Source organism: Mycobacterium sp. NPDC003323 (genome assembly GCF_053589535.1).
Genome location: NZ_JBSFSB010000006.1, coordinates 134,425 through 160,608, shown reverse-complemented (window position 1 = coordinate 160,608; position 26,184 = coordinate 134,425). Strand labels below are relative to the sequence as shown.

Here is a 26,184-nt window from a genome sequence, read left to right as displayed (position 1 = left end):
CGGCTAGGCTGCCGCGATGCGGAAGTGGGCGTTGCTCGGCGCGGCCATCGCCACGGAGGTCACCGGAACCCTGTCGCTGCGGGCGTCGCAGGACCATGCGGCCTGGCTGGTCATCGTGGTCCTCGGTTACGTGTCGTCGTTCATCCTGATGGCCGCGGTGTTGCGAGCCGGAATGCCGGTCGGGGTGGCGTACGGCATCTGGGGGGTGGTCGGCACCGCGGTGACCGCCGTGGCCGCCTCGGCTATCTTCGGTGAGCCCTTCACCTGGCCGCTGGCGTTGGGCATCGCGTTGATCATCGCCGGGGTGCTGCTCGTCGAATTCGGTTCCCATGACCGCCGCGACGAGGCGGCCACATCATGATGTGGCTGGCGCTGGCCGGGGCCATCGCGATGGAGGTGGTGGCGACGTTGTCGCTGCGGGCATCCGAGGGTTTCCGCCGCCGCAGGTGGATCGCCCCCGTCGCCGCAGGCTATCTGGTGTCCTTCTATCTGCTGTGGCTCTCACTGTCACTGGGCATGCCGGTGGGCGTGGCCTACGGGATCTGGACGGCGTGCGGGGTGGCGCTGGTCGCCGTCGCCGCGCGGGTACTGTTCCGCGACCCGCTGACCTGGCGGATGTTGGCCGGTATCGCGTTGATCATCGCCGGCGTGCTCACGATCGAGATGGGCGGCGTCGGACACTGAGCACACCGGGGATGCACGCCAGCGCGGCGACCAACAGACCGGCGGCGGGCACCAGTAACAACCCGGCCCGCAGACCGGCGGCGTCGGCGAGCAGACCGACCAGCGGCGGGGACGCGATGAACCCCACCCGCATCAGCCAGGCGACCACCGTGAGACCGCTGCCCGGCCGCAGTCCGGGCAATTGATCGGCGCCGTGCATGGCCGCCGGTACCAGGGTCGCCACCCCGAGGCCGACGGCGGCGAACCCGGCGATGGTCCCGGGCACCGTCGGGACCGCCAGCGCGGCGCCCATGCCGACCGCGATCACCAGTCCGCCGGTCAACGTGACCGTTCGCTCGGAGAACCGGTCGACCATGCGGTCACCGGTGAGCCGACCGATGAACATGCAGCCCATCAGCGCCACGTAACCGAACACGGCGACCGCGCCCGGCGCTCCGACAGCATCGCGCAGATACAGCGTCGCCCAGGTGGCGCCGGCGTCCTCGATGACCGCGCCGGCGATGGCCATCGCGACCAGGGCCGCCAGCACTGCGTACACACCGAACCCGACGCGTCGGCCCGCCCCCGAACTGTCGGAGGGTTGCTCGACGTGATCCGGGCCGGGCAGCAGGAACCGGTAGGCGGTCAGCGCGACGGTCGCGAACAGCAGCGCCGAGCATCCCAGATGGGTGGCGCGCCCGATGCCCAGCGCGATGGCCGCCGCTCCCATCGAACCGCCCAGGATCGCGCCGGCGGCCCAGACCGCGTGCAGGGAGTTGATGATCGAGCGTCCGTACCGCTGCTGCACCCGCAGACCGTGTGCGTTCTGCGCGACATCGGTGATCGCATCACACGCTCCGCCCAGGAACAACGCCGCGGCCAACACCACCGGTGTGGAGGCGAAACCGGCGACCGCCAGCAGGCCGCCGAGCAGCACCGTCGATCCGACCGCGGCGCGCGCGGACCCGAACCGGCGGATGACGGCACCGGCGGCCAGACCGGCCACCAGCGCGCCGGCGGCGAACGCCGCGACGACGGCGCCGTAGCCCGCATTGGACAACGCCAGATCGGTCTTGATCTCGGGATACCGGGGCAACAGGTTGGCGAACACCGCACCATTGGTGAGGAACAGCGCACCGACGGCGACCCGGGCCCGGCGATCCTGCACGGGCGTGTCTGCGGCCACCATGGCCGCACACGTTACCGAGCAGACAGCGACCGTCCGGCACGCGCACCGATCGGTACCGCTACCGCCGAGCCCAGCGTGGCGCCCGGGATTCCGGCAAGATTGCGCCCATGAGCGAATTGGCCGACCTCGCACGCCTGTACGGGGTGGCGACCGAGTTCGTCGACTGGCGCGGACGCAGCACGCCGGTTTCCGAGCAGACCCTGATCGGTGTGCTGGCGGCGCTGGGGGTGCCCGCGGAAACCGAGTCCGAGCGGGCCCAGGCCCGCCGGGCACATGAGCGCGACCACTGGGGGCTGGCGCTGCCGCCGACCGTGGTCGCGCGGTCCGGTTCGACCTCCTCGTTCTGGGTGCACGTCACCCACGGCGACCCGGTCGGATTGTGGATCCGGCTGGAGGACGGGTCGGTGCGCACCGGCCTGCGCCAGCTCGAAAACAACCGTCCACCATACGATCTGGACGGCCGGATGATCGGCGAGGCCAGCTTCGAGCTGCCCGCCGACCTGCCGCCGGGATACCACCGGTTGCATGCCCAGAGCGGAGCCGTGGACAGCAGCACGATTCTCATCGTGGCTCCTGCGACGCTGCCCGCGCCGACGACCCGGCAGTGGGGGCTGGCCGCACAGCTGTACAGCGTGACCTCGGAAAACTCATGGGGCACCGGCGATCTGACCGACCTGACCGACCTGGCCGTGTGGACCGCCGCCCAGCACGGTGCGGGGTTCATCCTGGTGAACCCGCTGCACGCCGCCGCCCCGGTGGCACCGATGGAGCCCTCGCCGTACCTGCCGACCTCCCGGCGCTTCGTCAATCCGTTGTATCTGCGCGTGGAAGCGGTGCCCGAATATGCGTTCCTGCGCAAACGGGGGCCGCTGCGCAAGGCCAGGGCCGAACTGGCCGCCCGGGCCCGCCGGCGCGACGGTATCGACCGCGACGCCGCGTGGAAGGTCAAGCGGGCGGCGCTGGCGCAGGTGTACCGGGTGCCGCGCTCGGCCGGCCGCGAACTGGCCTATCAGGCCTTCCGGGAGCGAGAGGGCCGCAGCCTCGACGACTTCGCGATCTGGTGCGCACTGGCCGAGGCGCACGGTGCCGACTGGCACCGCTGGCCCGCCGAACTCGGCCACCCGGACAATCCGGCGGTGGCCGAGTTCGCCGCCCGCAACGCCGAGGCCGTCGATTTCCACCGCTGGCTGCAGTGGCTGCTCGACGACCAGTTGACGGCGGCCCAGGCCACGGCCGCGCAGTCCGGCATGTCGCTGGGCATCATGCACGACCTGGCCGTCGGAGTGGATCCCGACGGCGCCGACGCGTGGGCGCTGCAGGACGTGTTGGCCCTCGGGGTCAGTGCGGGTGCCCCGCCGGACGAGTACAACCAGCTGGGGCAGAACTGGTCGCAGCCGCCCTGGCGGCCCGACCAGCTCGAGCGGGCCGGCTACGCCCCGTTCCGCGCGTTGGTCAACGCCGTGCTGCGGCATGCCGGCGGGGTCCGCATCGACCACATCATCGGGCTGTTCCGGTTGTGGTGGATTCCCGAGGGCGCCCCGCCCACCGAGGGGACCTACGTGCGTTATGACCATGACGCGCTCATCGGCATCGTCGCCCTGGAGGCGCTGCGGGCCGGCGCGGTCGTCGTCGGCGAGGACCTGGGCACCGTCGAGCCGTGGGTGCGCGACTACCTGAGTGCGCGCGGACTGTTCGGCACCTCCATCCTGTGGTTCGAACGCACGCCCGAGGGCGACCCGTTGCCCGCCGAGCGCTGGCGGGAGGCGTGCCTGTCCGCGGTCACCACCCACGACCTGCCACCGACGGCGGGCTACCTGGCCGGCGAACACATCCGCTTGCGGGAGTCGCTGGGCCTGTTGACCCGCTCTGTCGACGAGGAGATCGCCGACGACCGCACCGAACAGCAGGCGTGGCTGGCCGAGCTGCGCAGGCTCGACCTCGTCGGCGCCGATCCCGACGTCGACGAGATGGTGCGCGGTCTGCACGCCTTCCTCGGCCGCACCCCGTCGAAACTGCTGGCACTGGCGTTGCCCGACGCCGTCGGTGACATCCGCACCCAGAATCAGCCCGGCACCACCGACGAGTACCCCAACTGGCGGGTGCCGCTGGCCGGACCGGACGGCCGGCGCATGCAGTTGGAGGACGTCTTCACCGATCCGCGGGCCCGCGCATTGGCCGAAGTAATGAAAGCCCAGGTACGGACGATGGACACGTGACTGGAGTTTCTACAGATGTGGTTCTGCGATATGTTCGCACCGCACCGCGACACCCGGAGGTCACGTGAAGAAGCTAATCGGTTTGGGACTCGGCACCTGCGCCGTGGCATCGGCGGCACTGCTCACCGCCGGACCCGCCGGCTCCGACCCTGCCGCGCAGGCCTCGGCTCCGCACAACGTCGTGGGCGAACCGTATGGCAAGGCCGTCGCCATCCTGAAGAGCATGGGCATCCCCGCCACATTCGGCGGCGCGGTCGGCAGTGACCTCCAGCAGAGCATGTGCATCGTCGACCAGCAGAAGGTCATCTCCTCGGGGAAGATGCTGCTGATGCTCAACTGCACCCAGGAGGCGTTCGACGAAGCCGGCGCGAGCCGCTCGACGGGAGCCGGGCCCGGTGGCCGCACGGTCGGCGCCAACGGCGTGACCACCGTGACGCCGGTGCCGGTCGGCCCGCCGCAGGCCGGTGTCCCGACATCGCCGCGGCCGGTTCCTCCCCCAGCTCCCTGAGTCGGGCGTCTAGTATTCGCCCATGCCACTGGCAGCTGGGGCGACGTTTGCCGGATACACCATCGTGCGGTGCCTGGGCACCGGTGGGATGGGTGAGGTCTACCTCGCCCAGCACCCACGCCTTCCCCGCCAGGACGCCCTGAAGATCCTGCAGGCGCAGGTGTCCACCGACAGCGAGTACCGGCAGCGTTTCGAGCGCGAAGCCGATATCGCGGCGACCCTGTGGCACCCGCACATCGTCGGCGTGCACGACCGCGGTGAGAGCGACGGCCAGCTCTGGATCGCAATGGATTACGTCCCCGGCACCGATACCGCACGGTTGCTGCGCGAACAGCATCCCCAGGGCCTACCGCCCGAGCAGGTCACCGAGATCATCACCGCGGTCGCCGACGCGCTGGACTACGCACACCAGCGCAACCTGCTGCACCGCGATGTCAAGCCGGCCAACATCCTGCTGTGCACTCCGGAATCCGGTGACCGCCGCGTCCTGCTGGCCGATTTCGGCATCGCCCGGTGGTCCGATGACGTCAGCGGGCTGACCGCCACGAACATGACCGTCGGCACGGTGTCCTACGCCGCCCCCGAGCAGCTGATGGGCAGCCCGCTGGACGGACGCTCGGACCAGTACGCGCTGGCCGCAACCGCCTATGAACTGCTCACCGGCACGCCACCGTTCCGCAACTCCAATCCCGCAGTGGTCATCAGCCAGCATCTGTCCGCCTCACCTCCGGCGATCGGGGCCCGCAAACCCGAACTGGCACACCTGGACCCGGTCTTCGCCAAGGCATTGGCCAAGGAACCCGGCGACCGGTTCGACCGGTGCACAGACTTCGCCAGGGCGCTGGCCCACCAACTGGCCGCCGAGGCGCCCGTCGAACAGACGCAGTTGGCCGCACCGGCGCGCACACCGGCCGCGCCGCGCCGGCGGCCGGCGGCCGCCGTGGTGATCGCCGCGGTGCTGGCGGTGCTGCTGTGTGTGGCGATCGTGGTGGCCGCCTTCGAGTTCGGCCGCGCCGACGACGAACGCCCGGCGGCAGCGCCGACCACGACGAGCCCGCGGCCGGGTCCGGCGACCACCACCGGTGCGCCGGCCCCGCCGCCTCCGGCGAACACGACGGCCGCACCGGCGACGGAATCGACGACCACCCTCACGGTGTCCACCGATGTCACGCCGCCGGTGGCCGCAGCCGTGGTCGGCGCGGACTGCGATCCGGCCGGCGGCACGGGGACGACCGCGGACGGGACCACGGTCTACTGCGAGACGCTGGAGGGCACCGAGGCGACCATCTGGTCACTGACGCCGGGCACCGTTGCCAGCCCGACGGTGACGCCCGACCCGACCGAGGAGCCGTTGCCTGCCGCGTTGGAGTCCCCGGTGCGGGTGTGCATGCAGCAGACCGGTCAGACCCGCCGCGAATGTCGCGAGCAGATCCGGATCAGCAACGGTCTGCCCTGACCTCCTCGGTCAGCGCGTGCATCAGCTGATCCAGCAGCGGCCGTTGACCTTTGAGCAGTTTCGTACGCGCCTGCTCCAGGGTGAACCATTCGATCCTGTCGAGTTCCGGGTACTGGCGCAGCCTGCCCGATCCGCGCGGCCACTCCAGTTCGAAGGTGTTGCTGACGGCATCGGTGACGTCCAGGTCGGCCTCGACCGCGAATGCGGTCACGATCTTTCCGCTCGGTTGGCGCAGCGGCGGGAACGCCAGTCGCGGACCGGCGGGGACGGCGAGCCCGACCTCCTCGCCGAATTCCCGTTGCGCCGCCACCCAGGCGTCCTCGGACTCGTCGAACTCGCCCTTCGGAATCGACCATGCGCCTTCGTCTTTGCGGGCCCAGAACGGACCGCCGGGATGCCCGATCAACACCTCGACTGTGTCGTCTGTCACCCGGTAGAGCAGTAGCGCTGCGCTTGCCTTCGGCATCACCGCAGCGTACTGCCACTGCGCGGGCGACATCGACGGCCGTTCACCTGATGTCAACCTTTACGTCACGTGGAATTTCAGCCCGCCGGCCTCTGTTGCACACCGAGAGTCGAGAAAGAAGGCATGACAGCCATGCAGGCAAGAGGATTCGCCGCTTTGGGGGCGGTATTGGCGGGTACGGCGCTCGGGTTCGCGAGTCCGGCGCAGGCGGCACCGTCGGGACCGGGCAGCGCGGAACAGGCGAAGAGCGAGCTGGAGAAACAGGGCGTCGTGGTCATCATCGAACAGCGCACCGACGCGCCGTTGGATCGGTCGACGGTGCTCAGCGTGCGACCCGGCGAGGACTATCAGCGCCTCGGCGGCGATCTGATCTATCTCGAAGTCGGCTGACAGAGCGGGTTACATTTCGCGGCCCGCCGCGGGTTACATTTCGCGGCCCGCCGCGGTCCCTATTACAGTCACCACCGTGGCCGACACCCGGTACCGCAGATACGTCGCCGTGGGCGACAGCCAAACCGAAGGACTCTGGGACCTCGATGATTCCGGCGAGCTGATCGGATTCGCCGATCGACTGGCCCGGATGATCGACCAGCACTCCCCCGGCCTGCAGTACGCCAACCTCGCGATCCGGAGTAAGCGCATCACCGATGTGCTCGAAGTCCAGTTGCCGCAGGCGCTCACGATGCAGCCCGATCTGATCACGGTGTGCGTGGGCATGAACGATGTGACCCGGCCGGGCCGCAAATTCGCCCGCGCGCTGGTGGATCTGGACATCCTGCACGACGAGCTGGCCCGATCCGGGGCCACCGTGGTGACCACGACCTTCCCCGATATCATCCGCATCCTGCCCGCCGGCCGCCTGCTGGTGTCGCGGGTGCTGCAGATCAACGAGGTGATCCGGGATGCGGCCGCCCGGCACGAGTTCCGGCTGGTCGACCTGTACGACGCGCCGTCGATGACCAACCCGGCCACCTGGAGCCCGGACCGGGTGCACGGTTCACGCACCGGGCACATGCTGTTTGCGGCGGCCGCGGCCGAGGCGCTGGAACTGCCTGGCGCCAACCATGATTGGGCCGAGGCCGAAGCCGGGGACGTGTATCAGTCGCTGCGGTCCCGGTTGTACTCACAGGCTCTGTGGACACAGAACATGTTCATGCCGTGGATCTGGCGACATCTGCGCGGCCGCAGCGCCTTCCACGGCCGGATCCCGCGCCACCCGCAGCTGACCCCGATCGCGGCGCGCGCGGAGCGCTGACCTCAGAACACCGGCAGGTCGAACCCGAAGACCTTGCCGTCGCCGATACCCGCGACCGCAGCGGGGCAGAACATCGAGATCGCCACACCGGTGAACATGGTGGCCGGACCCAGCGACATACCCGCCCGGTCGGCGACCGTGGCAGCGGCATTCGCCGCGTTCTGGCCGGGTTCGGACAGCATCGGACACACCGACTGCCCCAGCGCCAGCGTGTCGACGGCGTTCAGGTTGCTCGGCGCCGTCACCCCGGCCGCGTCCAGCGCGTTCAGGAAGGTGTCGGTCGGCGACTCGGCCACGGCGGGCGCGGCGACGGCGACCGCGGTCCCGGCAACGGCCAGGCCCGACAGCAGGCAGGTGGTAATTCGGAGCATGGCGGCCATCCTACGGCCAGATCGGCGGCCCTCAGCCGTGCCAGGCGCCGTCGATCTGCTGTGCGACGTCGATGATCTTCGCCTCCCGCCCACCGGGACTGTCGATCTCACCGGCCACATGTGCGGTGATGAACCGTTTGATCTCGGCATCGATACCGGCGAGCACGCGCAGCACCTCGGCGCGCAGCGTGCCCGATGTCACATGGATGGAGATGTCGCGCGGCCCCGGCTTACCCACGTCGAGGATCAGCAGCAGCGGCTCGGCCGCCCGCGCGGTGGCCTGCAGCGCGATCTCGCCGAAGACCATGAACCGCGGTTTGTCGATCCGCAGGTCGATCACCATGTTGATCTCCAACGGAATACGGATGTCGAAGGTGATGGCCTCACCGACGTGCCGGGTCACCCGGGGGTACTGCACGCGCACCCGGGCGGTCACCTTGGCGATACCGCCGGGACCCTGTCCCATCGGTCCCATCTCGAACTCGTCGCCCGCGATGGCGCCGATGGCATCGGCGACGCGCTTCTCCGACACCGCCACTTCGAAGAACCGGCGGCCGAACTCCTCGTAACTCAGGTACTTGCCGGGCACACCGGGTACCGGGTTCAGGGGCGGGGAACTGTCCATGGTGGACATAACCGTCTCACGTACCCGCGCGGGCGCTGCACGACACACCCATCTAGGTCGCGCCGTCGGTGAACAACCGCAGCCGCCGGACCCGGGTCGGCCGTACGCCGATATCGGCGATGAGCACGGCCGCGCCGTCCGGCCCGGAAAGACCGGCAGCGACATGACGTCCGGCGGCCAGCAACGTGCGACGCCGCATGCCCGCCAGCGCCGCGACGAGCTCGGTGGGCCGCATGCGGTCGGTGTCCCCGGCGCAGATCTCGGCATCGGAGCCCAGTCGCCGCCGGACGGTCATCTCGTCGCCGGAGCACGCGTCGTCGATCAGCTGCCCGACCAGCCGCTTACCCCGCCCACCGACCCCGGTCAGGCCCGCGGCGAAGCCGGCCGCACCGGACGGACCCTGGTTGACCAGCAGTGCCCGGCTGAGCTGTACGGCCGCCGGCACCGCGCCGGGTCCGTTGCGGGTGAACTGCCACATCATCGCGGGCAGCTCCCAGTACGCCTGCAGCCGCTCGATCGCCAGCCCGTCCCCGTGCGGCGCCACGTCATAGCGCAGCAGCGCCGGGATGCGCATGGTCACTGCCCCCATGGCGACCTCCAGCACCAGGTCCCGCCACACCGTGTGTCCCCGCACGATGTCGATATCGCGATGGAAGGTGATCGCCCGCGGACCGATGAAGGTGTCGTAGAACTGTCCGATCTCGGCGTGGCCGCTGTGCGGGCGCGAGCCGACCGGGTCCTCGATGCGGGCCGTGGGGGTGAACAACCCGACCCAGCCCGCCCGGTCGTGTGCGGCGGCGGCTGCCGGCGAGCGCTCGACCGTGGCCAGAACCGCAGTACGTGTTGTGGACATATCCTTGGTTACCACCCCTGTGTGAAGGAGGACGGCAATGAGCCAGAACGGGCCGTTCGGAATCGACCCAGAAGAGTTTGACAGGCTCGCCCGTGAGGCCGGCGAGGGCCTGCGCGATGCGCTCGACCGCTTCGGCAGGCGCGCCGGCTGGGCGACCCTGATCGATCAGTTCGCCAATCAGACCCGCCCGGCCGCACCGGAGACCACCGGCGACGCCGGTGACGGTGTGTGGGCGATCTACACCGTCGATGCCGCCGGTGGCGCGCACATCGAGGAGGTCTATCCGACCGAACTCGACGCGCTGCGGGCCAACAAGAACAACACCGACCCCGCCCGCCGCGTGCGGTTCCTGCCGTACGGGATCGCGGTGAGTGTGCTCGACGCGCCGGAATAGCCGCGCACCGGCGTCGCGCCCCACTAGTATCTGCCGAGTAGACCGGCTGGCGAGGGTGGAAGATGATTCGTGAACTGACCGTTGCGGCGACCGCTGCGTTGGCCGCACTCACCTTTGCTGCGCCCGCCGCAGCCGATGACGAGTCCGGCCGCTACCCCACCGATGTGCCGGGGATGAACTACCACGCCGCGCTCGGCGCCCCGTGCGACAACTATCAGCTCTTCACCTTCGGCCGCGGCCGCGGTGGCCAGGCGATGAAGTGCAGCTGGATTCCCAACCAGTGGCCGCCGGTCTACACCGGGTTCTGGACCATCTCCTATCCGCTGCACGGCGTCCAGGAGGTGGGGGCGCCCTGCTCGGTGCCCCAGGGCGCGGCCCAAACCCCGGACGGCCGGCCGATGCTGTGCCGCGGCGCGCAGGGCTGGCAGCCGGGCACACTCACCGGCGACGGATTCTTCCCGGCCTGACACCGGACTCTCTTCGGCCGCGAAACCCGCGTACCAGGGGCCCCGAGAAGGGCGCGAGCCCCGGGTACGGGGGTTTCGCCGGGTCAGCGGAAGGCGCGGCTGTAGGCCGGCGGATGGTCGATCTGAGCGCCCAGCCGCCCGGCGGCCTGTGACACCCAGCCCGGATTGCGCAACAGTTCGCGCGCAAGGAACACCGCGTCGGCGTCCTCGCCGGTGATGATGCCCTCGGCCTGCTCGGCGTCGGTGATCAAACCGACGGCGGTGGTCGGGATCTCGGCCTCCTTGCGCACCCGCGCGGCGAACGGCACCTGATAGCTCGGGCCGACCGGGATGGGGGCATCGGGCACCGATCCGCCGCTGGACACGTCGACCAGATCGACTCCGAGCCCCTTGAGCCGCACCGCCAGCTCGACGGTGTCCTCGACCGTCCACCCCGGCCGCGGGTCGTCGGTGTCACCGGCCAGCCAGTCGCTCGCCGAGACCCGGAAGAACAACGGGTGCTCCGCGGGCCAGGCAGCTCGCACCGCCGTCACGACCTCCAGCGCGAAGCGCATCCGGTTCTCCAACGAGCCGCCGTAGCGATCGGTACGGATGTTGGACTGCGGCGAGAGGAACTGATGGATCAGATAACCGTGCGCCCCGTGCAGTTCGAGGACCTTGAACCCGGCGTGTGCGGCACGGCGGGCGGCCGCGGCGAAAGCCTCGACGATGTCCGCGATCTGCCCGACGCCGAGTTCGGCCGGGACTGCAAGCCGGCCGAACGCCAGCGCGCTGGGAGCGACCGTCGGCCACCGCTGATCGTCGGCACCCCACGGTCGACCGGTCGATGCCTTGCGGCCGGCATGCACGATCTGGATGCCCGGAACCGCCCCCTGCGCCGAGACGAAGTCGGTGATGCGGCGCAACGCCTCGGCCTGTCGGTCGTTCCACAGGCCGAGGTCATACACGCTGCTGCGTCCCTCCGGCTGCACCGCGGTGGCCTCCACCATGACCAGCGCGGCGCCGGCCACGGCACGGGAACCGAGATGCTGCAGGTGCCAGTCGGTCGGTGCGCCCTCGTCGGGGCCGGAGGGCACGGCGGCGAACTGCATCATCGGTGACATCCAGCCGCGATGGGCAAACGTGATGTCGCGCAACGTGAACGGGGTGAACAGGTGTGCCATGTGAATTACTCCTCCGTCTCGATCGGGCGGCCCAGGTAGGCGGCGGCGGCGCGGATCAGACTGTCGCGTCCGGGTCCGTGTTCGGTGGCGAAGCCGGCCGGGTCGGCCTCGGCCATGTCGAACGGGTAGTCACTGCCGCAGACCACATGGTCGGTGCCCGCGACATCGCAGAGCAGACCCAACTGATGGGCGCCGTGGGTGACGGTGTCGAAGTACACGTCGCGGAACACCTCGTGGGGGGCACGTTCACTGCTCGCACGAACGTCGGCGCGTGCCGTCCAGCCGTGCGTCCAGCGACCGAGAAGCCCAGGCGCACAACCGCCACCGTGGACGAAGCAGATCCGCAGCCCCGTTAGCCGATCCTTGAGACCGCTGAGGATGAGCGATGCGACGGCGGTCGCGGACTCCACCGGATTGCCGATCAGGTTGTTCAGGTAATAGGCCGGCCACTCCGGACGCGGCAGTTGCATCGGGTGCACCAGCACGGCGAGATCCAGCCGCGCCGCCTCGCTCAGCACATGACCGAGCGCCGGGCCGTCCAGCGACTCGGATCCCAGCAGCGGCGGAATGGCCACCCCGGCAATACCTTCGGTGCGCGCGAGGATCTGCAGCTGCGCCGTCACCGCGGCGGGATCGGCCAGGCTCACGATGCCGAGCCCGAGCAGTGCACCGTCGGCATGGGCCACCACGTCGGTCAGCGCGTCGTTGAACGCCGCGACATAGGTGTCGGCGGCCGCGCCCGGTTGCAGCGGAAAGGCGAACGGCGGCGCCGACAGCACCCGCACCCCGACCCCGGCGCGGCGCATGTCCTCGCGGATGGCGGGCACGTCACTCATCGCTTCGGTGGCGATCGACAGCGGCAGCTCGCCGAGGAACAGCTGGCCGTCGCGGTCGTGCATGTGACCGTGCGGGCCCGTTCCGGGCAGGTCGAACAGCTCGCGGGGCAACCAGTGCGCGTGCACGTCGACCACCCCGGCGGCCAGATCTGCGCTGATCATTGTGAACGTCCTTCCGAAAGCGGCGATGTCGTGATCGAGTTTCGATCGCCGCACCGGGCCGGCTCAATGTGAACCGACACATAGTTGCGGTGTTCATATGTTCCTGCGGACATGACTATCTCATCGGCCGGGCCCGATGTCGTCCCCGCTGGCCACCGCCTGAACTACCGGCTGGCAGGTAGCTCGCGTTGCGACGCGACATCGTCGACGGTCAGCGCCGTCGCGAACTGCAGAACGGTCGTCGGGTCGGCCAGCGAGAGCCGACACAGGGTTTCGGCGCGCTGCAGGCGCTGCGTCAGGGTGTTGGGATGGATGTGCAGCATCGCTGCTGCGCGCTTGCGGTCCTGATGACAGGCCAGATACGTCCGGATGGTGTGCACCAGTTCGGTGCCGTGTGTGCGGTCGTAGTGGCGCAGCGGCCCCAGCGTGCGTTCGCCGAAGGCACTGAGCAACGATGGATCGTCGAGTTGCAGCAGCAGACCGGCCACCCCGAGATCCTCCAGGTGCACCACGGTGTCGGCACGCCCCGAGGCGATGGCGAGGCTCAGCGCACCCCGGGCGGTGCGGTACGCCTCACCGAAACCCTGTGTGCCGGTCGGAATGCCGGCGACGGTGGCACGCACTCCGGCAGCAGAGCCGATGATCGTGGCGTGGATCGAGGCGGCGATGTCCGCGGCGGCCACCGTGTCGGCGGGCCACAGCACGACGAAGTCATCGCGCAAGGTCGCGGCCAGCGGGCGCGGCCGACGGTCGGCGGCGAGATCGGTGAGCAGTTTGGCGGCCCGTTGCCGCACCAGCGTCTCCGACCGCGCCGGCAACGACGTGATCCGGGCGACGACCACCACATGCGCGTGGCTCAGATCGTGACCGAGCAGCTGCGCGCGGCGCAGCACCGCATCGGGCAGCGCTGACGTGGCCGCCAGCACCTCGGAGAGCAGCTCGCCGCGCAGGCGTTGTTCGACCTCGGCGGCGGTGCGGATGCGCAGCAGCTCCAGCGAGACCACCATCGACGCATGTTCGACGGCGCGGACCATCATGGGATCCGGTTCGGCCGCTGCGGCCGGGAACCAGATCCGGGCGACCAACTCACCGTCGAGTTCGGGTGCGGATACGTAGAACTCGTCGCCGCCGTCGAGAACCACCCGGGCCGGACGTGAGGAGTGCGGCGTCGACGCATCATCGAGGACGCGGGATGCACTGTCGGGCAATCTGTCCCGGTCGCCGGCGGTGGCCAGCACCTCGTGCAGCGGATCTTCGATGAGCACCGGCGCGTCGATCAGATCCGACAGTGCCCGCGCGACGCCGACGAGTCCGCCGGAGCGCAAGGTGACGGCCAGCAGGCTGTTGTGGATCTCCTCGGACCGGGTCAGCGCGTCGCGCTGGGCGCGCAGTTCGGCGTTGAGCTGGCGCAGTTGGTCGAGCCGGTCGGCCGAGGTCAGGGCGATCGCGGCATGGTTGGCCAGCAGCGTCATCCGCTCGATCTCGAACGGCGTGAAGGTGTGCACGGGCGTGTAGTAGCCGTTCAAGGTGCCCAGCGTGCGGCCACCGGCGATCAACGGCACGCTGATCAGCGCGCGGTACCCCTGCTCCTGGGCGGCACCGCCCCACGGGGTGAACTCCGGGTCGGCGGTGATGTCGCGGACGGTGACGGGCGCCGCACTGTGGAACGCGCGACTCGACGGTGCACCGCCGTCGAGCAGGATCGGCCGATCCCCGTTGACCTGGTTGACGTACTCGTCGGAAAGGCCGCTGAAGCCGGCGACCACCAGTCGGGTGTGCGCGGCGTCGGGGATCAGCGCACCGCAGAAGTCGAACCCCAACAGCGCCCGCGCGGTGGTGGCCACCTGCCCCAACAGCTCGGCGAGGTCGGCGGCCGATGTCGCGGCGGCGCTCAGCTCGCGCATCGCGGCCAGCCACGTGGTCAATTCGGCGCCGGGCCGACCACCGGCGAGCGACGTACTCATCCGCTCAGCATGCCATGCCCATGTGAAAAGACACATATGAATCAGGTTCTTATGGCGTGGTGGACATTGTCGTCGCCGCGCAATGGTGACGACACTCATATCGACGCCGCGGTGTTGACCCACATCGCACCGCGGCGGGATACGCACCAGAGGAGAAGGATTGGCCATGACCAGTAGCACCGACGCCGCACCACTGCATCAGACTGCCCCGGCACCCGAGGTCCGCGAGATCATCGATCCCGCCACCGGCACCGTGCTCACCACCGTCGCCGAGATGGGCGCCGAGCAGGTGGACGCGGCCGTCGCCACCGCCAGGGCGGCCTTCGAGGCCGGGCCGTGGGCCGATATGGCACGCAGCGACCGGGCGCGGTTGCTGCTGCGTGTCGCGGATGCCATCGAGGCCCAGTCCGAACGGTTGTACACCCTGGAGGCGCAGAACAACGGCCGCCCGATCACCGAAACCCGGGCGCAGCTGTCCCGGGTACCGGAATGGTTCCGCTACAACGCCGGTCTGCTTGCCGCACAACGCAATTCGGTGCTGCCCGGCGACGGCCCGTATCTGACCTACCAGCAGCGGCTGCCGCTGGGCGTGTGCGGGATCATCACACCGTTCAACCATCCACTGCTCATCCTGGCCCGCAGCCTGTCCGCCGCGTTGGCCAACGGCAACACCGTGGTGGTCAAACCGTCGGAACTGACCCCGCTGACCACCCTCGCGCTCGCCGACATCCTCACCCAGGCCGGTGTCCCGGCCGGGGTCGTCACCGTGGTCACCGGTGGCCGCGAGGCCGGCATCCGGCTCACCGAGCACCCGGACGTCGCCAAGATCACCCTGACCGGCGGCACCGAGGCCGGCCGCTCGGCCGCCGTCGCCACCGCGGCGCGCTTCGCCCGGGTGACAGCCGAACTCGGCGGCAAGACCCCGGTCATCGTCTTCGACGACGTCGATCCCACCGCGGCCGCCGAGGGCGCCGCCTTCGCAGCCTTCGTCGCCGCCGGCCAGTCCTGTGTCGCCGGTTCCCGCTTCCTGGTGCAGCGCAACATCTATGACGCCTTCGTCGAGGCGCTGGTGCGGCGCGCCGAGTCGATCACCGTGGGCGATCCCAAAAGCCCGGACACCCAGATGGGTCCGCTGATCAGCGCCCGCCAGCACGCCAAGGTGTGCGCACTCGTCCGGACCGGTGTCGACGAGGGTGCCCGGCTGGCCACCGGCGGCACCGAACCCGAACTGCCCGAGCCTTTTCGGGCCGGCTTCTTCCTGCGGCCGACGGTGCTGTCGGAGGCCACCATGGCCATGACGGTCGCCCGAGACGAAATCTTCGGACCCGTCGCGGTGGTCATCCCGTTCGACACCGAGGCCGACGCCATCGCGATGGCCAACGACAACCGGTTCGGGCTCGGCGCGGGAGTCTGGACCCTCGACGTGGCCCGCGCCCACCGGGTGGCGTCGAAGATCACCGCCGGAATGGTCTGGGTCAACGACCATCACCGACTCGAGCCGTCGCTGCCCTGGGGTGGCGTCAAGGAGTCCGGCACGGGCAAGGATGCCGGTACCGAATCCTTCGACGACTTCTCCTGGATCAAGACCGTCGTCGTGCGCACCGCCGCCGATCCCGTGGACTGGTACGGCAACTTCGGCCAGCGCCGCCTCAACTGACACCCGAACCCGCTTGATGCGAAAGGCTTTTGATGTCCGACAAACCTGAGTCCCGCCCGCCCGCCGGCTGGCGGCACGAGATCACCCGCGTGCAGTGGCTGGTGCTGGCCGGCACCACGCTCGGCTGGGGCCTGGACGGCTTCGCCGGCAGCCTCTATGTGCTGGTGCTCGGTCCGACGATGACCGAACTGCTACCCAATAGCGGGCTGGCGGTGTCCTCATCCACGATCGGCCTGTACGGCGGTATGACGGTCGCCCTGTTCCTCATCGGCTGGGCCGTCGGCGGCATCATGTTCGGCATGCTGGCCGACTACTTCGGCCGCACCCGCGTCCTGTCGGTCGGCATCCTGACCTACGCGGTGTTCAGCGCCCTTGCCGCGCTGGCCGATACCTGGTGGCAACTGGGCATTCTGCGCTTCATCGCCGGTGTCGGCTCCGGTGTCGAAGCGCCGGTGGGTGCGGCACTGATCGCCGAGACCTGGCGTAACCGGTATCGGGCCCGTGCCGGCGGGGTGATGATGGCCGGCTATGCCGGTGGCTTCTTCGCCGCCGCCGCGGTGTATGCCCTACTGGGAGATCACGGATGGCGTTTCATGATGCTGCTGGCCGGTTTACCCGCACTGCTGGTGTGGTTCATCCGCCGCTACGTGCCCGAGCCGCCCGAGATCAACGCCCAGATGCACGCCCGCAAGCAGCGCAAGGCCGCGGGCACCCGCGAACAGTTCGTGCTGCGCCGGTTGCTCACACCGCCGCTGCGGCGTCCGATGCTGGTGTGCACCGCGTTGGCAACCGGGGCGCTGCTGGCCTTCTGGAGCGTGTCGACCTGGTACCCGCAGATCATCCGGCAACTCAGCGCCGTCGAGGGCGTACCCCAGGCCGTCACCGACCACCGGGTCGCCATCACCGCCATGCTTTTCAACGCCGGGGGCATCATCGGTTACGCCTCCTGGGGATTCATCGCCGATGCGATCGGCCGGCGCAGGACGTTCCTGGTCAGCTTCGTCGTATCCGCAGCCGCGATCACCTGGACGTTCCCCTTCGATCGCGGCTACACCGAGTACCTGATCGCCATGCCGCTGTTGGGCTTCGGGCTCTTCGGCGCCCTGTCCGGGACCTTCATCTACGGGCCCGAGGTGTTCCCGCCGAGCGTGCGGGCCACGGCGCTGGCGGTGTGCAACAGCGTCGGCCGGTTCATCACCGCGCTCGGGCCGCTGGGTGCCGGCGTCATCGCCGCCTCCTGGTTCGGCGGCAACCTCGGGGTGGCCACCGCGGCGGTCGCCGCGCTGGGCCTGATCGCCGTGCTGGGTCTGGCCTTCGCCGCCGAGACCCGCGGCGAACCCCTGCCGGTCGACCACCACTTCGAACCCGTCTCCCCCACCGAGAAGAGCCACTCATGAGCGACTACCCCACCTCCACGGCGATCGTCGTCGGCGGATCCATCGGCGGCCTCACCGCAGCGCTGTTGCTGCGCGAGCTCGGCTTCACCGTGGACGTCTACGAACGCACCCCCGGTCCACTGGACGGCCGCGGCGGAGGCATTGTGCTGCAACCGGATACGGTGCGCTGGTTCGCCGAACGCAGCAGCCAGGACCTCGACGACCTGCACACCGCCACCTCGCATGTGCAGTACCTGAACCGCGACGGCAGCATCGCCCACCGCGAACCGGCCCGCTGGACCTACACCTCGTGGGGAACCTTCTACCGCGCCCTGCTGGCCGACTTCGGCACCGAGCACTACCACTACGGCGAGTACGCCTGCGGTTTCGAGCAGGATGACGAGCACGCCACCGTGCGCTTCGTCAGCGGGCACACCGCGACCGCCGATCTGGTGGTGTTCGCCGACGGCATCACTTCGGCGGCGCGGGAACGCTTCGACCCGGCCGCAAAACTCGCATACTCCGGTTATATCGGTTGGCGCGGCACGGTTCCGCAGTCGGCGCTCACCGATGCCACCCGCGCGACGCTGCACGACGCGATCACTTATGACGTGGTGCCGAACTCACACATCACCATGTATCCCATCCCGGGCGAGGAGGGCCTGGACGAGGCGCATCGGCTGATCAACTACGTGTGGTACCGCAATGTGGCCGCCGGCCCGGACCTCAGCGAGATGCTGATCGACAAGCGCGGATTCACCGGGTCGGTGTCGATCCATCCCGGCCAGGTGCAGGACCGCTATATCGATGAGATGCGCCGGGCAGCGGCCGATTTGTTCGCCCCGGCCGTCGCCGAGGTGGTGGTCAACACCGAAACGCCGTATCTGCAGGTGCTCTCGGACGTTCGGTCGACCCGCATGGCACTCGGCCGGGTTGCGCTGATCGGCGACGCGGCGTGCGCATCCCGACCGCATGCCGCCGCCGGCACCGCCAAGGCCGCCGCCGATGCCTGGACCCTGGCCACCGCGCTGGCCGAGACCACCGGTGACATCCCCTCGGCTCTGGCCAAATGGGAACCCGCCCAGTTGCAGCTCAGCGACTCCCTGCTGCGTCGGGTGGTCGCCATGGGCGAACGCTCACAGTTCAGCAACACCTGGGATCCCCGCGATCCCGATCTGCGCTTCGGCCTGTACGGCCCCGGTCTCTAGATTCCCCACACGAAAGGTCATCATTATGCAGGACAACAGTTTTCTCAGCGATCTGCCGCTGGCCGGCGAACTGGTCGCCACCGACTTCGACACCTGGCCCGACTGGCTGAAGACGGAGTTCACCGAACACGCCCACGACGGTGCGGTCGGATCGCGGCTGCTCAGCCAGAACGAGCGGGTACGGGTGTGGGAGATCCGGCTGGCACCCGGCGAGCGGTGGCACGCCCACCGGCACGTCCTCGACTACTTCTGGACCGCGGTCAACGCGGGGCGCAGCCGCCAGCACACCCATGACGGCACGGTGCGCGAGGTGTCCTACGGCGCGGGCGAGACGCGCCATTTCACCTTCGGCCCCGGCGAGTTCCTGCTGCACGATATCGAGAACATCGGCGACACCGATCTTGTCTTCACCACCGTGGAACACCTGGACAGCGCCAACGCTGCGTTACCGTTGAGCTGAGGCCGGCATTCCCGACCATACGATTACTCAATCAATGTATGGTCTGGTGATATGAGCGGCACGACCTTCAATCTGTCATCGGTCTTCGCCACCGTGGCCCGGGCCATCGGCGATCAGACCTTCCTCACCTGGCGGGACCGCAGCTTCAGCTACGCCGAGTTCGACGCCCGCGTCGACGGATTCGCCCACTTCCTGACCGCGGCCGGGCTGGGCTGTCACACCGAGCGTGACAGCCTGGCCGGTCACGAATCCGGGCAGGATCACCTCGGCATCTACCTGCGCAACGGTAACGAATACCTGGAGTCGATGATCGGCGCCTACCGGGCCCGCGTCGCGCCGTTCAACGTCAGCTACCGCTACGTCGAGGAAGAACTCGTCTACCTGCTCAACGACTCCCGGGCCCGAGCACTGGTGTACAACGCGGAGTTCGCCCCGCGGGTGGCCGCAATCCGCGACCGCGTCCCGCACCTGCAGGTGTTGATACAGGTGGCCGATGATTCCGGGCAGCAGCCACTGCCGGGAGCGGTCGACTACGAGACGATCCTGCGCACGCCGGCACCCGACGGCGGTCTTCCCGAGGCCCGCGGGGACGACCTCTACATCCTGTACACAGGCGGGACCACCGGGATGCCCAAGGGAGTGCTGTGGCGCCAGCACGACATCTTCCTGTCCTCGATGGGTGGGCGCCCGTTCGGCAGCAATCAGGCACTCGCGTCCTATGACGAACTCGCCGAGAAGGCGCGGGCCGCGGCCGGTGCCATGTCGATGCTGATGATTCCCCCGTTCATGCACGGCGCCGCACAGTGGGCCGCCTACAACGCCGTCACCATGGGCGGCCGCCTGGTCATTCCCGACGATGTCGAGCGGCTGCGACCGGCCGAGGTGCTGCGACTGGCCGAACGCGAACGCGTACTGACCATCCCGGTCGTCGGCGACGCCGTGGCCCGACCGCTGGTCGAGGAGATCGAGCGCGGCGACTACGACCTGTCCGGTCTGCTGACCATCACCAACGGCGGTGCCGCGCTGTCGCCCACGGTGCGCGAACGCATCCTGGCCGCGTTACCGCACATCATGCTGCTCGATGCGGTGGGTGCCTCGGAATCCGGTGCGCAGCTGAGCACCTTCTCGACCGCGGCGGGCCGCGAATCCGACACCGCCGCGGGATCCGATTCGCGGCCCGCCGCGGTATTCGACGCGCAATCCGATACCGCCGTCGTCGCCGAGGACCTGTCCCGCGTGCTCGGGCCCGGCGAGGGTGGTGGCTGGCTGGCCCGTCGCGACCTGATCCCGTTGGGCTACCTGGGTGATGCCGACAAGACCGCGCGCACCTTCCCGACCATCGACGGGGTGCGCTGGTCGGTCCCGGGCGACCGGGCAAATGTGTTGGCCGACGGCAAGATCGAACTGTTGGGCCGCGACTCGGTGACCATCAACTCCGGCGGGGAGAAGATCTTCGTCGAGGAGGTCGAGCGCGCCATCGCCGCCCACCCCGCCGTGTACGACGTCGTGGTGGTGGGCCGGCCCTCGGAACGCTGGGGCTCGGAGGTGGTGGCCGTGGTGCAACTGGCCGAGGGTGCGGATGCCGACGACGAGGATCTCGCGGCGGTGTGCGGACAATCGGTTGCCCGCTACAAGATCCCGAAGGCGTTCATCCGGCACCCCAAGATCCAGCGGTCACCGGCCGGCAAGGCCGATTACCGATGGGCCAAGGCCATCGCCGTCGGCGAGGACGTATCCGCAAAGCGGTGAACGCTCATCCTATGGTCCGTCGGTGCGCACCGTCGGGCCCGGTGTTTCGAAATGTCGGCGCATTCGCGCCAGCATCTCGGTGTGCGCCGCGACGGCCTGGCGTACCGTGGCGCCCCGCAGTGGCGCCGGTGCAGAGATCGTCAACCGCTCCGTGAGCCGGGTACCCCCGTCGACGTCGTCGAAGGACACCCTTCCGTGCAGCCGTACCCGTGGGAACTGACGGGCCTCGGTCAGCACGTCCCCGCCCGCGGGCACGCGCAGGGTCGCGGTGTAACTGACCGGTAAGTCGATCCGGCCGAACGGGATCCGATCACGCACGCGGTAGCGGGTGACGGTTTCTCCGGTTCCGACGGTACGGGCGGTGCGCCGCACGGCGACGATGAGCGGGTGCAGCGTCCGCAGATTGTCCAGGTCGATGTAGAAGGCGCGCACGACCGTCGGCGCAGCCGGGATGACGTCCGTCAACGCCCGCTGGACGGTCACGGCGGTGGCCCCACACCCGACATCACCAGCTGCAGGAAGGTGCGGTAGAGATCTTCGCCGTCGAGGTGGCTGGCCAGGGTGACTCCGTCGTTGGTCGCCAGGATCACGCGCGCCAACGATTCGGCCGGTATCAGCATCGAACCGCCCAGTCGTGCAACACCTTCGGTGATGTAGTCGGCCAGTGAACGCACCGTGTCCGCACGCTGGTCGGCGACACGCTCGCGGGCTGCCGGGTTGCGCAGCAGGAAGAGGGTGAACTCGTAGTTCAACGCCGCGGCCTGTTGGGCGTCGGCCCCGCTGAGCATCCGCCAGCGCTCGGCGAAACCGTCGATATCGACATCGGCGAATCGGTCGAAGGACTCCATCACGTCGGCGAAACCGTCCAGGAAGCGCTGCCGGTGCCGCTCGATCACCGACAGGAACAGTTCGTCCTTGCCGCCGAACTGGGCGTAGATCGCCCCGCGGGTGTAGCCGGCGGCATCGGCGATGTCCTCCAGCGACCCTGCATAGCCGCGGCTGGCGAAGACTTTCTCGGCCGCGTCCAGCAGCACCGTCCGCGTGTGCTCCATCCGGCGTTCCTTGGTCCAGCGCTCGGTCACCAACCCATCCTTGCAAACCCGGATCACAGATACAGTCTTGTATCTGAAAAACGATCTTGTATTATCGTGACTGCCGTCACAGCCCCACGTGCCTCCCGAAGGGACCTTCGATGTCTGTCGATTCCGAACCGTCCGCACGACCCGGTGAATGGGTCGACACCGAAGGCCTGAGTCCGGACGACGCGAGCATGCTGTTCCGCATGCGCATCCCGACCGATCGGTACACCTCGACCGACTTCGTGGCCCGCGAGCGCGACGGCATCTGGATGCGGGTCTGGCAGGTCGTGGGCCGAGCCGACGACCTGGCCGAGGCCGGCGACTTCACGGAGTACCGGATCTTCGACCAGTCATTCGTCGTGATGCGTGGAAACGACGGCACGCTGCGGGGGTTCGTCAACGCCTGCCGCCATCGCGGCAACCCGCTGTTCACCGGCCAGGGTCGCGCCAAGCACCGCATCGTGTGCCAGTACCACCTGTGGTCCTACGACCAGCAGGGCAAGCTGCGCGGGTGTTCCAAACCCGAGATCGACAAGGACGACCACGGACTGCTCGAAGTGCCGGTCGACACCTTCGCCGGGTTCGTCTTCCTCAATCCTGATCCGCAGGCGGCCCCGCTGCGTGAATTCCTCGGCCGCGACGTCGTCCGGATCCTGGAGCCCTATCGCCTGGAACAGATGACCACGGTGCTCGACGTCCGAGAGCCGTTGGACTGCAACTGGAAAGTGGTGATGGATGCCTTCGAGGAGGGCTACCACGTCTCGGGTATCCACCCCCAGTTGCTGAGGGTGCTGGTCATCGATCCGGCGAAGACCAAGTACCGGTTCCTGGACCGGCACAGCGTCGCGGTGGCCCCGTTCGAGGTCGCGCATGTCGACGGCATGGGGCCCGACAAGCAGGTCGAGGGGATCATGGAACTGCCCGAGACCTTCCCCGGCGTGGTGCGCGTCCTGCCCCGCTTCACCGAACTCGTCGACCAACACCGCGGCGCGGACGGCACGTTGACCTTCCCCGATGGGATCACCGGGCGGACACTGCTGCAGCGGGCCACCCGCGACACGCTGTCCCGCGATGGTCTGGACGTCGACGGTCTGACCGACGCCCAGATGAGTGACAACCACGGGTGGGTGCTGTTCCCCAACTTCTTCATGACCATCCGCGCCGGCGAGGCGACCGTCATCATGGCCACGCCACACCCCGACGGCGACCCGAACCGGTGCATCTGGCACATCAGAAGTTTCATGTGGCTGCCCGAGGAGCACCGCGGCGCGTTCGCCGCCGAACCGATCGATGTCACCGAACCCGGCAGCTTCAAGTACTTCGAAGCGCTACAACAGGATTACGAGCAGATGCCGCGCCAGCAGATCGGCCTGCGCAACGCCCGCCTGGACCACATGGCGTTGGTCAACGAGGAGGTTGTCATCGCGCATTATCACTCCGTCATCGACCGCTACCTGGCCGCCGTGTGATGTCCGGACTCGCCGACATCATCACCGACCACACCGGCCGGCGCCGCACCGTGCTGGAGTATGCGCACATCACCGGTCGCCTGGTCACCGAGGCCAAGAAGCCCGGATTCGGCGCCGACGACTGGGCGCCGTTGGCCGCACTGGTCGACACCGCGAAGTTCACCCGGGTCGGCGCTTTCAAGGAGCAGATGGACTGGTCGGAATATGTCGAGTTCTTGACCGGGTGGGCCACCACCTCGGAGTGGGAATGCACGTTCAAGCGGATCACCGAACACAATGAGCTGGTGTTCCTGGAACTCGAAGAGCGCAGTGTGGTCGGCGATTTCCGCAGCGTGGTGAACTCGCTGTCGGTGTACGCATTCAGCGACGACGGACGCATCCGTCACCTGGATCTGTATCTGCAGATGGCGCTGCCGGCATGACCGACGCCGAACACATGCAGCCGCTGCCGGCCGAGAAGTGGGGCGATGCGGAGTACGCCGCATTCGGCGCGCTGCTGGGACTGCCCACAGACCAGGTGCCGCGCGCGGGGTCGGGTGAACGCTACGACCCGCTGAACTTCGACATCATCGGGATGCTGGCGCACCACCCCGAGATGGCCCGGGTTTTCCTGCGCTTCAACGGGTTCTTGCTACAGCGCGGCGCCCTTGCCCCGCGGCTGCGCGAACTGGTCATCCTGCGGGTGGCCCACCGGCACCGGTCGTCGTTCGAATGGGGACAGCACGTGCGGATGGGAGCCGCGGTCGGGATCAGCGACGCGGACGTCGCCGCACTGGCCGAGGGCAACGACGCGTTCAGCGGTGCCGACCGGGTGGTGCTCGACACCGCCGACGAACTGATCGGCCACGGTCGCGCGCAGTGGTCGACGTGGACGGCCCTGGTCGAAGCGGTCGGTGAACACGCCGCGATGGAGGTGATCTTCGTCGTCGGCACCTACACCATGACGGCGATGGCCTTCGGCACCTGGGGCTTGCAGGCACAACCGGGCAGCGCGGCACTACCAGAGGAGAAACACGATGAAGCTTGAGGACCGGATCGCCAAGCATCGCCGGATGGCCGAGAGCTACCGCGACAAGTACGTCCTGCAGAAGGTCGCCGAGGGCGAGACCTACGAGTGGGAGTTCACCGACGACGCGGTGTACACCTCGCCGTACTTCGTCGCCGAACAGGAACTGGTACTCAAGGATGTTGCCACGCACTGGGATACCGCCGCGACGGTGGAGGCCAAGGCTTACGGGATCACCTTCCCGGACTGGAAGCCCGTCGACTACAAGGTGTGGCCCGCGGAGAACGGTTTCGTGATGCGGTATCGCTGGCAGGGCACCAACATCAACAGCGGCGAGGTGATGGGCTTTTACTCGATCAGCTTCGTCGACACCAACGACGAGGGGCAGATCACCCACTGGTCGACCTACGTCAACGACGAGGAGTACGGGCCGTTTCTGGAGGCCGCCATCGGCGCACGCGGACCGTTCCGCGGTGACGACTACATGCAGGCCCTGGCCAAGCATTTCGAGAAACACAATCTCAGTTTCTGAGCTGACGGAAAGTCGGTTTCTGGACTCTGCCGATCGCCCGGCGGCTTGCGCTCCGAGGTGCTACGTTCTGCGCGTCACCATCGGATCGGGGGTATGCCATGGCATCTCAAGAGCAGAACTGGGCGAAACCGGCGGCGTTGGCGATACCGCCGCAGGGGTACTTCGTCGAGGAGCGCGGCCGCTACGGACCGGTGTTTCCGCGCACCCCGGCCTGCCACGGCTTCTCGATCATCGCCAAGGTCAAGGAGGGCCGCGAGGAAGCGGTCCGGGCCTACGGCAAGCAGATCGAGGAGACCATCGCCGCAAGCCCGGACGCGCTGGCACCACTGCGGCTGCACTACCTGAGGTGGAACCTGTTCGACGTCGGTTCCGGTCTGCACTTCCAGTACATGGGCATCTTCGATACCGACTTCGACAAGTACACCGAGGACGCCGTCCAACTGTTCAGCGCCACCGGCATCACCACCGTCTTCACCAATCTGGAGGGATTTCCCGAGGATTGGAAGGAAAATCCGGACGCGTTCATCGAGTTCGTGCGCAAGCACCAGGTGCCGAGCTTCCTGGAGTACGGCGAATACCCGTACGTCACCGCCGATGAAATCAAGAAGGCGCTGCGGCTCAAGGCGGCGTTCTCCGACATGCTGGACCAGATGCAGTGAACGAGGACCCGCTCGCCGCGGTACGGACCTATCTCGACGCCTTCAATGCCGGTGACGCCGAGGCGATGTCCGCGGTGTTCGCGCCGACGGGTTCCATTCTCGACGGGATGGCGCCGCACCTGTGGACCGGACCGACCGCGGTGACCGACTGGTACCGCGACGTGATGGCCGAGAGTGCCCACCTCGGTGCGTCGCACTATCACGTCCGGACCGATGAACCACTGCACAACGACATCAACGGCGACAGCGCCTACGTCGTCGTACCGGCCGCCATGACATTCGATCTCAACGGCACCGCGATGACCCAGTCCGGCGCGGTCTTCACCGTGGCGTTGCGCCGGCTGTCCGACGGATGGCGGATCATCGCCTGGGCGTGGTCCAAGGGCATGCCACGGAGGTAA

30 protein-coding genes are annotated in these 26,184 nt (G+C 68.6%); 20 read left to right on the top strand and 10 right to left on the bottom strand.

The genetic code is table 11. The features are described from left to right. Nucleotides 1–16 precede the first annotated feature (16 nt). Both ACWDUN_RS16595 and ACWDUN_RS16590 read left to right on the top strand, forming a co-directional pair. Nucleotides 17–361: a DMT family transporter gene (locus ACWDUN_RS16595; protein ID WP_449930433.1), complete on the top strand. Its 345-nt coding sequence runs from the start codon at nucleotides 17–19 to the stop codon at nucleotides 359–361. Next, on the top strand, nucleotides 361–684 hold the full coding sequence (locus tag ACWDUN_RS16590) for a DMT family transporter (RefSeq protein ID WP_449930665.1): 324 nt from the start codon (nucleotides 361–363) through the stop codon (nucleotides 682–684). Before ACWDUN_RS16595 ends, ACWDUN_RS16590 begins: the two co-directional genes overlap by 1 nt. Here ACWDUN_RS16590 and ACWDUN_RS16585 read toward each other — a convergent pair. After that, nucleotides 653–1,852, bottom strand: coding sequence for an MFS transporter (locus ACWDUN_RS16585; RefSeq protein WP_449930431.1), 1,200 nt, complete (start codon nucleotides 1,850–1,852; stop codon nucleotides 653–655). The genes ACWDUN_RS16590 and ACWDUN_RS16585 overlap by 32 nt on opposite strands. Nucleotides 1,853–1,959: 107 nt before the next feature. On the opposite strand from ACWDUN_RS16585, the gene malQ reads away from it, so the two are divergent. From malQ to ACWDUN_RS16570, 3 genes are all read left to right on the top strand, one after another. Further along, the gene (gene malQ / locus ACWDUN_RS16580; RefSeq protein ID WP_449930429.1) at nucleotides 1,960–4,068 is read left to right on the top strand and encodes a 4-alpha-glucanotransferase; all 2,109 of its coding nucleotides are present in this window, start codon (nucleotides 1,960–1,962) and stop codon (nucleotides 4,066–4,068) included. Nucleotides 4,069–4,132: 64 nt separating this feature from the next. Beyond that, nucleotides 4,133–4,576, top strand: coding sequence for a hypothetical protein (locus ACWDUN_RS16575; protein WP_449930427.1), 444 nt, complete (start codon nucleotides 4,133–4,135; stop codon nucleotides 4,574–4,576). 22 nt (nucleotides 4,577–4,598) lie between these two features. After that, on the top strand, nucleotides 4,599–6,032 hold the full coding sequence (locus tag ACWDUN_RS16570) for a serine/threonine-protein kinase (RefSeq protein WP_449930425.1): 1,434 nt from the start codon (nucleotides 4,599–4,601) through the stop codon (nucleotides 6,030–6,032). Here the strand turns inward: ACWDUN_RS16570 and ACWDUN_RS16565 are convergent. Continuing rightward, nucleotides 6,013–6,498, bottom strand: a complete 486-nt coding sequence (locus ACWDUN_RS16565) for an NUDIX domain-containing protein (RefSeq protein ID WP_449930423.1) — start codon at nucleotides 6,496–6,498, stop codon at nucleotides 6,013–6,015. The genes ACWDUN_RS16570 and ACWDUN_RS16565 overlap by 20 nt on opposite strands. A gap of 123 nt (nucleotides 6,499–6,621) precedes the next feature. Between ACWDUN_RS16565 and ACWDUN_RS16560 the strand changes: the two genes are divergently transcribed. Together ACWDUN_RS16560 and ACWDUN_RS16555 are read left to right on the top strand one after the other, a co-directional pair. Next, complete coding sequence (locus tag ACWDUN_RS16560; protein WP_449930421.1) at nucleotides 6,622–6,888, top strand: hypothetical protein; 267 nt, start codon at nucleotides 6,622–6,624, stop codon at nucleotides 6,886–6,888. A 76-nt stretch (nucleotides 6,889–6,964) separates the two neighbouring features. Continuing rightward, the gene (locus ACWDUN_RS16555; RefSeq protein ID WP_449930419.1) at nucleotides 6,965–7,753 is read left to right on the top strand and encodes an SGNH/GDSL hydrolase family protein; all 789 of its coding nucleotides are present in this window, start codon (nucleotides 6,965–6,967) and stop codon (nucleotides 7,751–7,753) included. A gap of 2 nt (nucleotides 7,754–7,755) precedes the next feature. On the opposite strand, the gene ACWDUN_RS16550 is transcribed toward ACWDUN_RS16555, so the two are convergent. The 3 genes from ACWDUN_RS16550 to ACWDUN_RS16540 are packed head-to-tail and all read right to left on the bottom strand — an operon-like array spanning nucleotide 7,756 to nucleotide 9,602. Continuing rightward, nucleotides 7,756–8,124, bottom strand: coding sequence for a DUF732 domain-containing protein (locus ACWDUN_RS16550; protein ID WP_449930417.1), 369 nt, complete (start codon nucleotides 8,122–8,124; stop codon nucleotides 7,756–7,758). Nucleotides 8,125–8,155: 31 nt separating this feature from the next. Then, a complete protein-coding gene (locus ACWDUN_RS16545) occupies nucleotides 8,156–8,758 on the bottom strand; it encodes a hypothetical protein (protein ID WP_449930415.1) in 603 nt (200 codons plus the stop codon). 43 nt (nucleotides 8,759–8,801) lie between these two features. Then, nucleotides 8,802–9,602, bottom strand: coding sequence for a nuclear transport factor 2 family protein (locus ACWDUN_RS16540; RefSeq protein ID WP_449930413.1), 801 nt, complete (start codon nucleotides 9,600–9,602; stop codon nucleotides 8,802–8,804). 37 nt (nucleotides 9,603–9,639) lie between these two features. Between ACWDUN_RS16540 and ACWDUN_RS16535 the strand changes: the two genes are divergently transcribed. Together ACWDUN_RS16535 and ACWDUN_RS16530 are read left to right on the top strand one after the other, a co-directional pair. After that, the gene (locus ACWDUN_RS16535; RefSeq protein ID WP_449930411.1) at nucleotides 9,640–9,996 is read left to right on the top strand and encodes a hypothetical protein; all 357 of its coding nucleotides are present in this window, start codon (nucleotides 9,640–9,642) and stop codon (nucleotides 9,994–9,996) included. A gap of 62 nt (nucleotides 9,997–10,058) precedes the next feature. Further along, nucleotides 10,059–10,463: a hypothetical protein gene (locus ACWDUN_RS16530; RefSeq protein ID WP_449930409.1), complete on the top strand. Its 405-nt coding sequence runs from the start codon at nucleotides 10,059–10,061 to the stop codon at nucleotides 10,461–10,463. Nucleotides 10,464–10,546: 83 nt separating this feature from the next. On the opposite strand, the gene ACWDUN_RS16525 is transcribed toward ACWDUN_RS16530, so the two are convergent. The 3 genes from ACWDUN_RS16525 to ACWDUN_RS16515 form a co-directional block, all read right to left on the bottom strand. Beyond that, nucleotides 10,547–11,626, bottom strand: a complete 1,080-nt coding sequence (locus ACWDUN_RS16525; protein ID WP_449930407.1) for an NADH:flavin oxidoreductase/NADH oxidase — start codon at nucleotides 11,624–11,626, stop codon at nucleotides 10,547–10,549. Between the two features lie 5 nt (nucleotides 11,627–11,631). Next, nucleotides 11,632–12,624 (bottom strand): amidohydrolase family protein, encoded by a 993-nt coding sequence (locus ACWDUN_RS16520; protein ID WP_449930405.1) that lies wholly within the window; start codon nucleotides 12,622–12,624, stop codon nucleotides 11,632–11,634. A gap of 164 nt (nucleotides 12,625–12,788) precedes the next feature. After that, entirely contained in the window at nucleotides 12,789–14,588 is a 1,800-nt protein-coding gene (locus ACWDUN_RS16515; protein ID WP_449930403.1) for a GAF domain-containing protein, read from the bottom strand. Nucleotides 14,589–14,754: 166 nt separating this feature from the next. Between ACWDUN_RS16515 and ACWDUN_RS16510 the strand changes: the two genes are divergently transcribed. Genes ACWDUN_RS16510 through ACWDUN_RS16490 form a run of 5 tightly spaced genes read left to right on the top strand, consistent with a single transcriptional unit; the run spans nucleotide 14,755 to nucleotide 21,038 of the window. After that, the gene (locus tag ACWDUN_RS16510) at nucleotides 14,755–16,245 is read left to right on the top strand and encodes an aldehyde dehydrogenase family protein (RefSeq protein ID WP_449930401.1); all 1,491 of its coding nucleotides are present in this window, start codon (nucleotides 14,755–14,757) and stop codon (nucleotides 16,243–16,245) included. 32 nt (nucleotides 16,246–16,277) lie between these two features. Then, nucleotides 16,278–17,642 (top strand): MFS transporter, encoded by a 1,365-nt coding sequence (locus ACWDUN_RS16505; protein WP_449930399.1) that lies wholly within the window; start codon nucleotides 16,278–16,280, stop codon nucleotides 17,640–17,642. Continuing rightward, nucleotides 17,639–18,829 carry an FAD binding domain-containing protein gene (locus ACWDUN_RS16500; RefSeq protein ID WP_449930397.1) on the top strand — a complete coding sequence of 397 codons (1,191 nt, stop codon included), beginning with the start codon at nucleotides 17,639–17,641 and terminating at the stop codon, nucleotides 18,827–18,829. The genes ACWDUN_RS16505 and ACWDUN_RS16500 overlap by 4 nt, the downstream gene beginning before the upstream one ends. A gap of 25 nt (nucleotides 18,830–18,854) precedes the next feature. After that, a complete protein-coding gene (locus ACWDUN_RS16495; RefSeq protein ID WP_449930395.1) occupies nucleotides 18,855–19,289 on the top strand; it encodes a hypothetical protein in 435 nt (144 codons plus the stop codon). Nucleotides 19,290–19,340: 51 nt separating this feature from the next. After that, on the top strand, nucleotides 19,341–21,038 hold the full coding sequence (locus ACWDUN_RS16490) for an acyl-CoA synthetase (RefSeq protein ID WP_449930393.1): 1,698 nt from the start codon (nucleotides 19,341–19,343) through the stop codon (nucleotides 21,036–21,038). A gap of 9 nt (nucleotides 21,039–21,047) precedes the next feature. Here the strand turns inward: ACWDUN_RS16490 and ACWDUN_RS16485 are convergent, their stop codons facing one another. Together ACWDUN_RS16485 and ACWDUN_RS16480 are read right to left on the bottom strand one after the other, a co-directional pair. Then, entirely contained in the window at nucleotides 21,048–21,521 is a 474-nt protein-coding gene (locus tag ACWDUN_RS16485; protein WP_449930391.1) for an SRPBCC family protein, read from the bottom strand. Beyond that, nucleotides 21,518–22,120, bottom strand: a complete 603-nt coding sequence (locus ACWDUN_RS16480) for a TetR/AcrR family transcriptional regulator (RefSeq protein WP_449930389.1) — start codon at nucleotides 22,118–22,120, stop codon at nucleotides 21,518–21,520. Before ACWDUN_RS16480 ends, ACWDUN_RS16485 begins: the two co-directional genes overlap by 4 nt. Before the next feature lie 110 nt (nucleotides 22,121–22,230). Between ACWDUN_RS16480 and ACWDUN_RS16475 the strand changes: the two genes are divergently transcribed. The 6 genes from ACWDUN_RS16475 (at nucleotide 22,231) to ACWDUN_RS16450 (ending at nucleotide 26,184) form a co-directional block, all read left to right on the top strand. Beyond that, nucleotides 22,231–23,586 carry an aromatic ring-hydroxylating oxygenase subunit alpha gene (locus ACWDUN_RS16475; RefSeq protein ID WP_449930387.1) on the top strand — a complete coding sequence of 452 codons (1,356 nt, stop codon included), beginning with the start codon at nucleotides 22,231–22,233 and terminating at the stop codon, nucleotides 23,584–23,586. Then, nucleotides 23,586–24,008, top strand: a complete 423-nt coding sequence (locus ACWDUN_RS16470) for a hypothetical protein (protein ID WP_449930385.1) — start codon at nucleotides 23,586–23,588, stop codon at nucleotides 24,006–24,008. The genes ACWDUN_RS16475 and ACWDUN_RS16470 overlap by 1 nt, the downstream gene beginning before the upstream one ends. Then, on the top strand, nucleotides 24,005–24,613 hold the full coding sequence (locus tag ACWDUN_RS16465) for a carboxymuconolactone decarboxylase family protein (protein ID WP_449930383.1): 609 nt from the start codon (nucleotides 24,005–24,007) through the stop codon (nucleotides 24,611–24,613). Before ACWDUN_RS16470 ends, ACWDUN_RS16465 begins: the two co-directional genes overlap by 4 nt. Beyond that, nucleotides 24,603–25,124, top strand: a complete 522-nt coding sequence (locus ACWDUN_RS16460; RefSeq protein WP_449930381.1) for a hypothetical protein — start codon at nucleotides 24,603–24,605, stop codon at nucleotides 25,122–25,124. Before ACWDUN_RS16465 ends, ACWDUN_RS16460 begins: the two co-directional genes overlap by 11 nt. Nucleotides 25,125–25,222: 98 nt before the next feature. After that, on the top strand, nucleotides 25,223–25,783 hold the full coding sequence (locus ACWDUN_RS16455; protein ID WP_449930379.1) for a hypothetical protein: 561 nt from the start codon (nucleotides 25,223–25,225) through the stop codon (nucleotides 25,781–25,783). Further along, nucleotides 25,780–26,184, top strand: coding sequence for a YybH family protein (locus ACWDUN_RS16450; protein WP_449930377.1), 405 nt, complete (start codon nucleotides 25,780–25,782; stop codon nucleotides 26,182–26,184). Before ACWDUN_RS16455 ends, ACWDUN_RS16450 begins: the two co-directional genes overlap by 4 nt.

What these genes read in the sequence shown, in the direction of transcription:
- ACWDUN_RS16515 (WP_449930403.1), bottom strand. Translation starts at nt 14,588, where the DNA reads ATGAGTACGTCGCTCGCCGGTGGTCGGCCCGGCGCCGAATTGACCACG.
- ACWDUN_RS16460 (WP_449930381.1), top strand. Translation starts at nt 24,603, where the DNA reads ATGAAGCTTGAGGACCGGATCGCCAAGCATCGCCGGATGGCCGAGAGC.
- ACWDUN_RS16545 (WP_449930415.1), bottom strand. Translation starts at nt 8,758, where the DNA reads ATGTCCACCATGGACAGTTCCCCGCCCCTGAACCCGGTACCCGGTGTG.
- ACWDUN_RS16470 (WP_449930385.1), top strand. Translation starts at nt 23,586, where the DNA reads ATGTCCGGACTCGCCGACATCATCACCGACCACACCGGCCGGCGCCGC.
- ACWDUN_RS16525 (WP_449930407.1), bottom strand. Translation starts at nt 11,626, where the DNA reads ATGGCACACCTGTTCACCCCGTTCACGTTGCGCGACATCACGTTTGCC.
- ACWDUN_RS16505 (WP_449930399.1), top strand. Translation starts at nt 16,278, where the DNA reads ATGTCCGACAAACCTGAGTCCCGCCCGCCCGCCGGCTGGCGGCACGAG.
- ACWDUN_RS16560 (WP_449930421.1), top strand. Translation starts at nt 6,622, where the DNA reads ATGACAGCCATGCAGGCAAGAGGATTCGCCGCTTTGGGGGCGGTATTG.
- ACWDUN_RS16590 (WP_449930665.1), top strand. Translation starts at nt 361, where the DNA reads ATGTGGCTGGCGCTGGCCGGGGCCATCGCGATGGAGGTGGTGGCGACG.
- ACWDUN_RS16490 (WP_449930393.1), top strand. Translation starts at nt 19,341, where the DNA reads ATGAGCGGCACGACCTTCAATCTGTCATCGGTCTTCGCCACCGTGGCC.
- ACWDUN_RS16510 (WP_449930401.1), top strand. Translation starts at nt 14,755, where the DNA reads ATGACCAGTAGCACCGACGCCGCACCACTGCATCAGACTGCCCCGGCA.
- ACWDUN_RS16475 (WP_449930387.1), top strand. Translation starts at nt 22,231, where the DNA reads ATGTCTGTCGATTCCGAACCGTCCGCACGACCCGGTGAATGGGTCGAC.
- malQ (WP_449930429.1), top strand. Translation starts at nt 1,960, where the DNA reads ATGAGCGAATTGGCCGACCTCGCACGCCTGTACGGGGTGGCGACCGAG.
- ACWDUN_RS16595 (WP_449930433.1), top strand. Translation starts at nt 17, where the DNA reads ATGCGGAAGTGGGCGTTGCTCGGCGCGGCCATCGCCACGGAGGTCACC.
- ACWDUN_RS16495 (WP_449930395.1), top strand. Translation starts at nt 18,855, where the DNA reads ATGCAGGACAACAGTTTTCTCAGCGATCTGCCGCTGGCCGGCGAACTG.
- ACWDUN_RS16465 (WP_449930383.1), top strand. Translation starts at nt 24,005, where the DNA reads ATGACCGACGCCGAACACATGCAGCCGCTGCCGGCCGAGAAGTGGGGC.
- ACWDUN_RS16570 (WP_449930425.1), top strand. Translation starts at nt 4,599, where the DNA reads ATGCCACTGGCAGCTGGGGCGACGTTTGCCGGATACACCATCGTGCGG.
- ACWDUN_RS16585 (WP_449930431.1), bottom strand. Translation starts at nt 1,852, where the DNA reads ATGGTGGCCGCAGACACGCCCGTGCAGGATCGCCGGGCCCGGGTCGCC.
- ACWDUN_RS16500 (WP_449930397.1), top strand. Translation starts at nt 17,639, where the DNA reads ATGAGCGACTACCCCACCTCCACGGCGATCGTCGTCGGCGGATCCATC.
- ACWDUN_RS16535 (WP_449930411.1), top strand. Translation starts at nt 9,640, where the DNA reads ATGAGCCAGAACGGGCCGTTCGGAATCGACCCAGAAGAGTTTGACAGG.
- ACWDUN_RS16550 (WP_449930417.1), bottom strand. Translation starts at nt 8,124, where the DNA reads ATGCTCCGAATTACCACCTGCCTGCTGTCGGGCCTGGCCGTTGCCGGG.
- ACWDUN_RS16530 (WP_449930409.1), top strand. Translation starts at nt 10,059, where the DNA reads ATGATTCGTGAACTGACCGTTGCGGCGACCGCTGCGTTGGCCGCACTC.
- ACWDUN_RS16565 (WP_449930423.1), bottom strand. Translation starts at nt 6,498, where the DNA reads ATGCCGAAGGCAAGCGCAGCGCTACTGCTCTACCGGGTGACAGACGAC.
- ACWDUN_RS16520 (WP_449930405.1), bottom strand. Translation starts at nt 12,624, where the DNA reads ATGATCAGCGCAGATCTGGCCGCCGGGGTGGTCGACGTGCACGCGCAC.
- ACWDUN_RS16455 (WP_449930379.1), top strand. Translation starts at nt 25,223, where the DNA reads ATGGCATCTCAAGAGCAGAACTGGGCGAAACCGGCGGCGTTGGCGATA.
- ACWDUN_RS16540 (WP_449930413.1), bottom strand. Translation starts at nt 9,602, where the DNA reads ATGTCCACAACACGTACTGCGGTTCTGGCCACGGTCGAGCGCTCGCCG.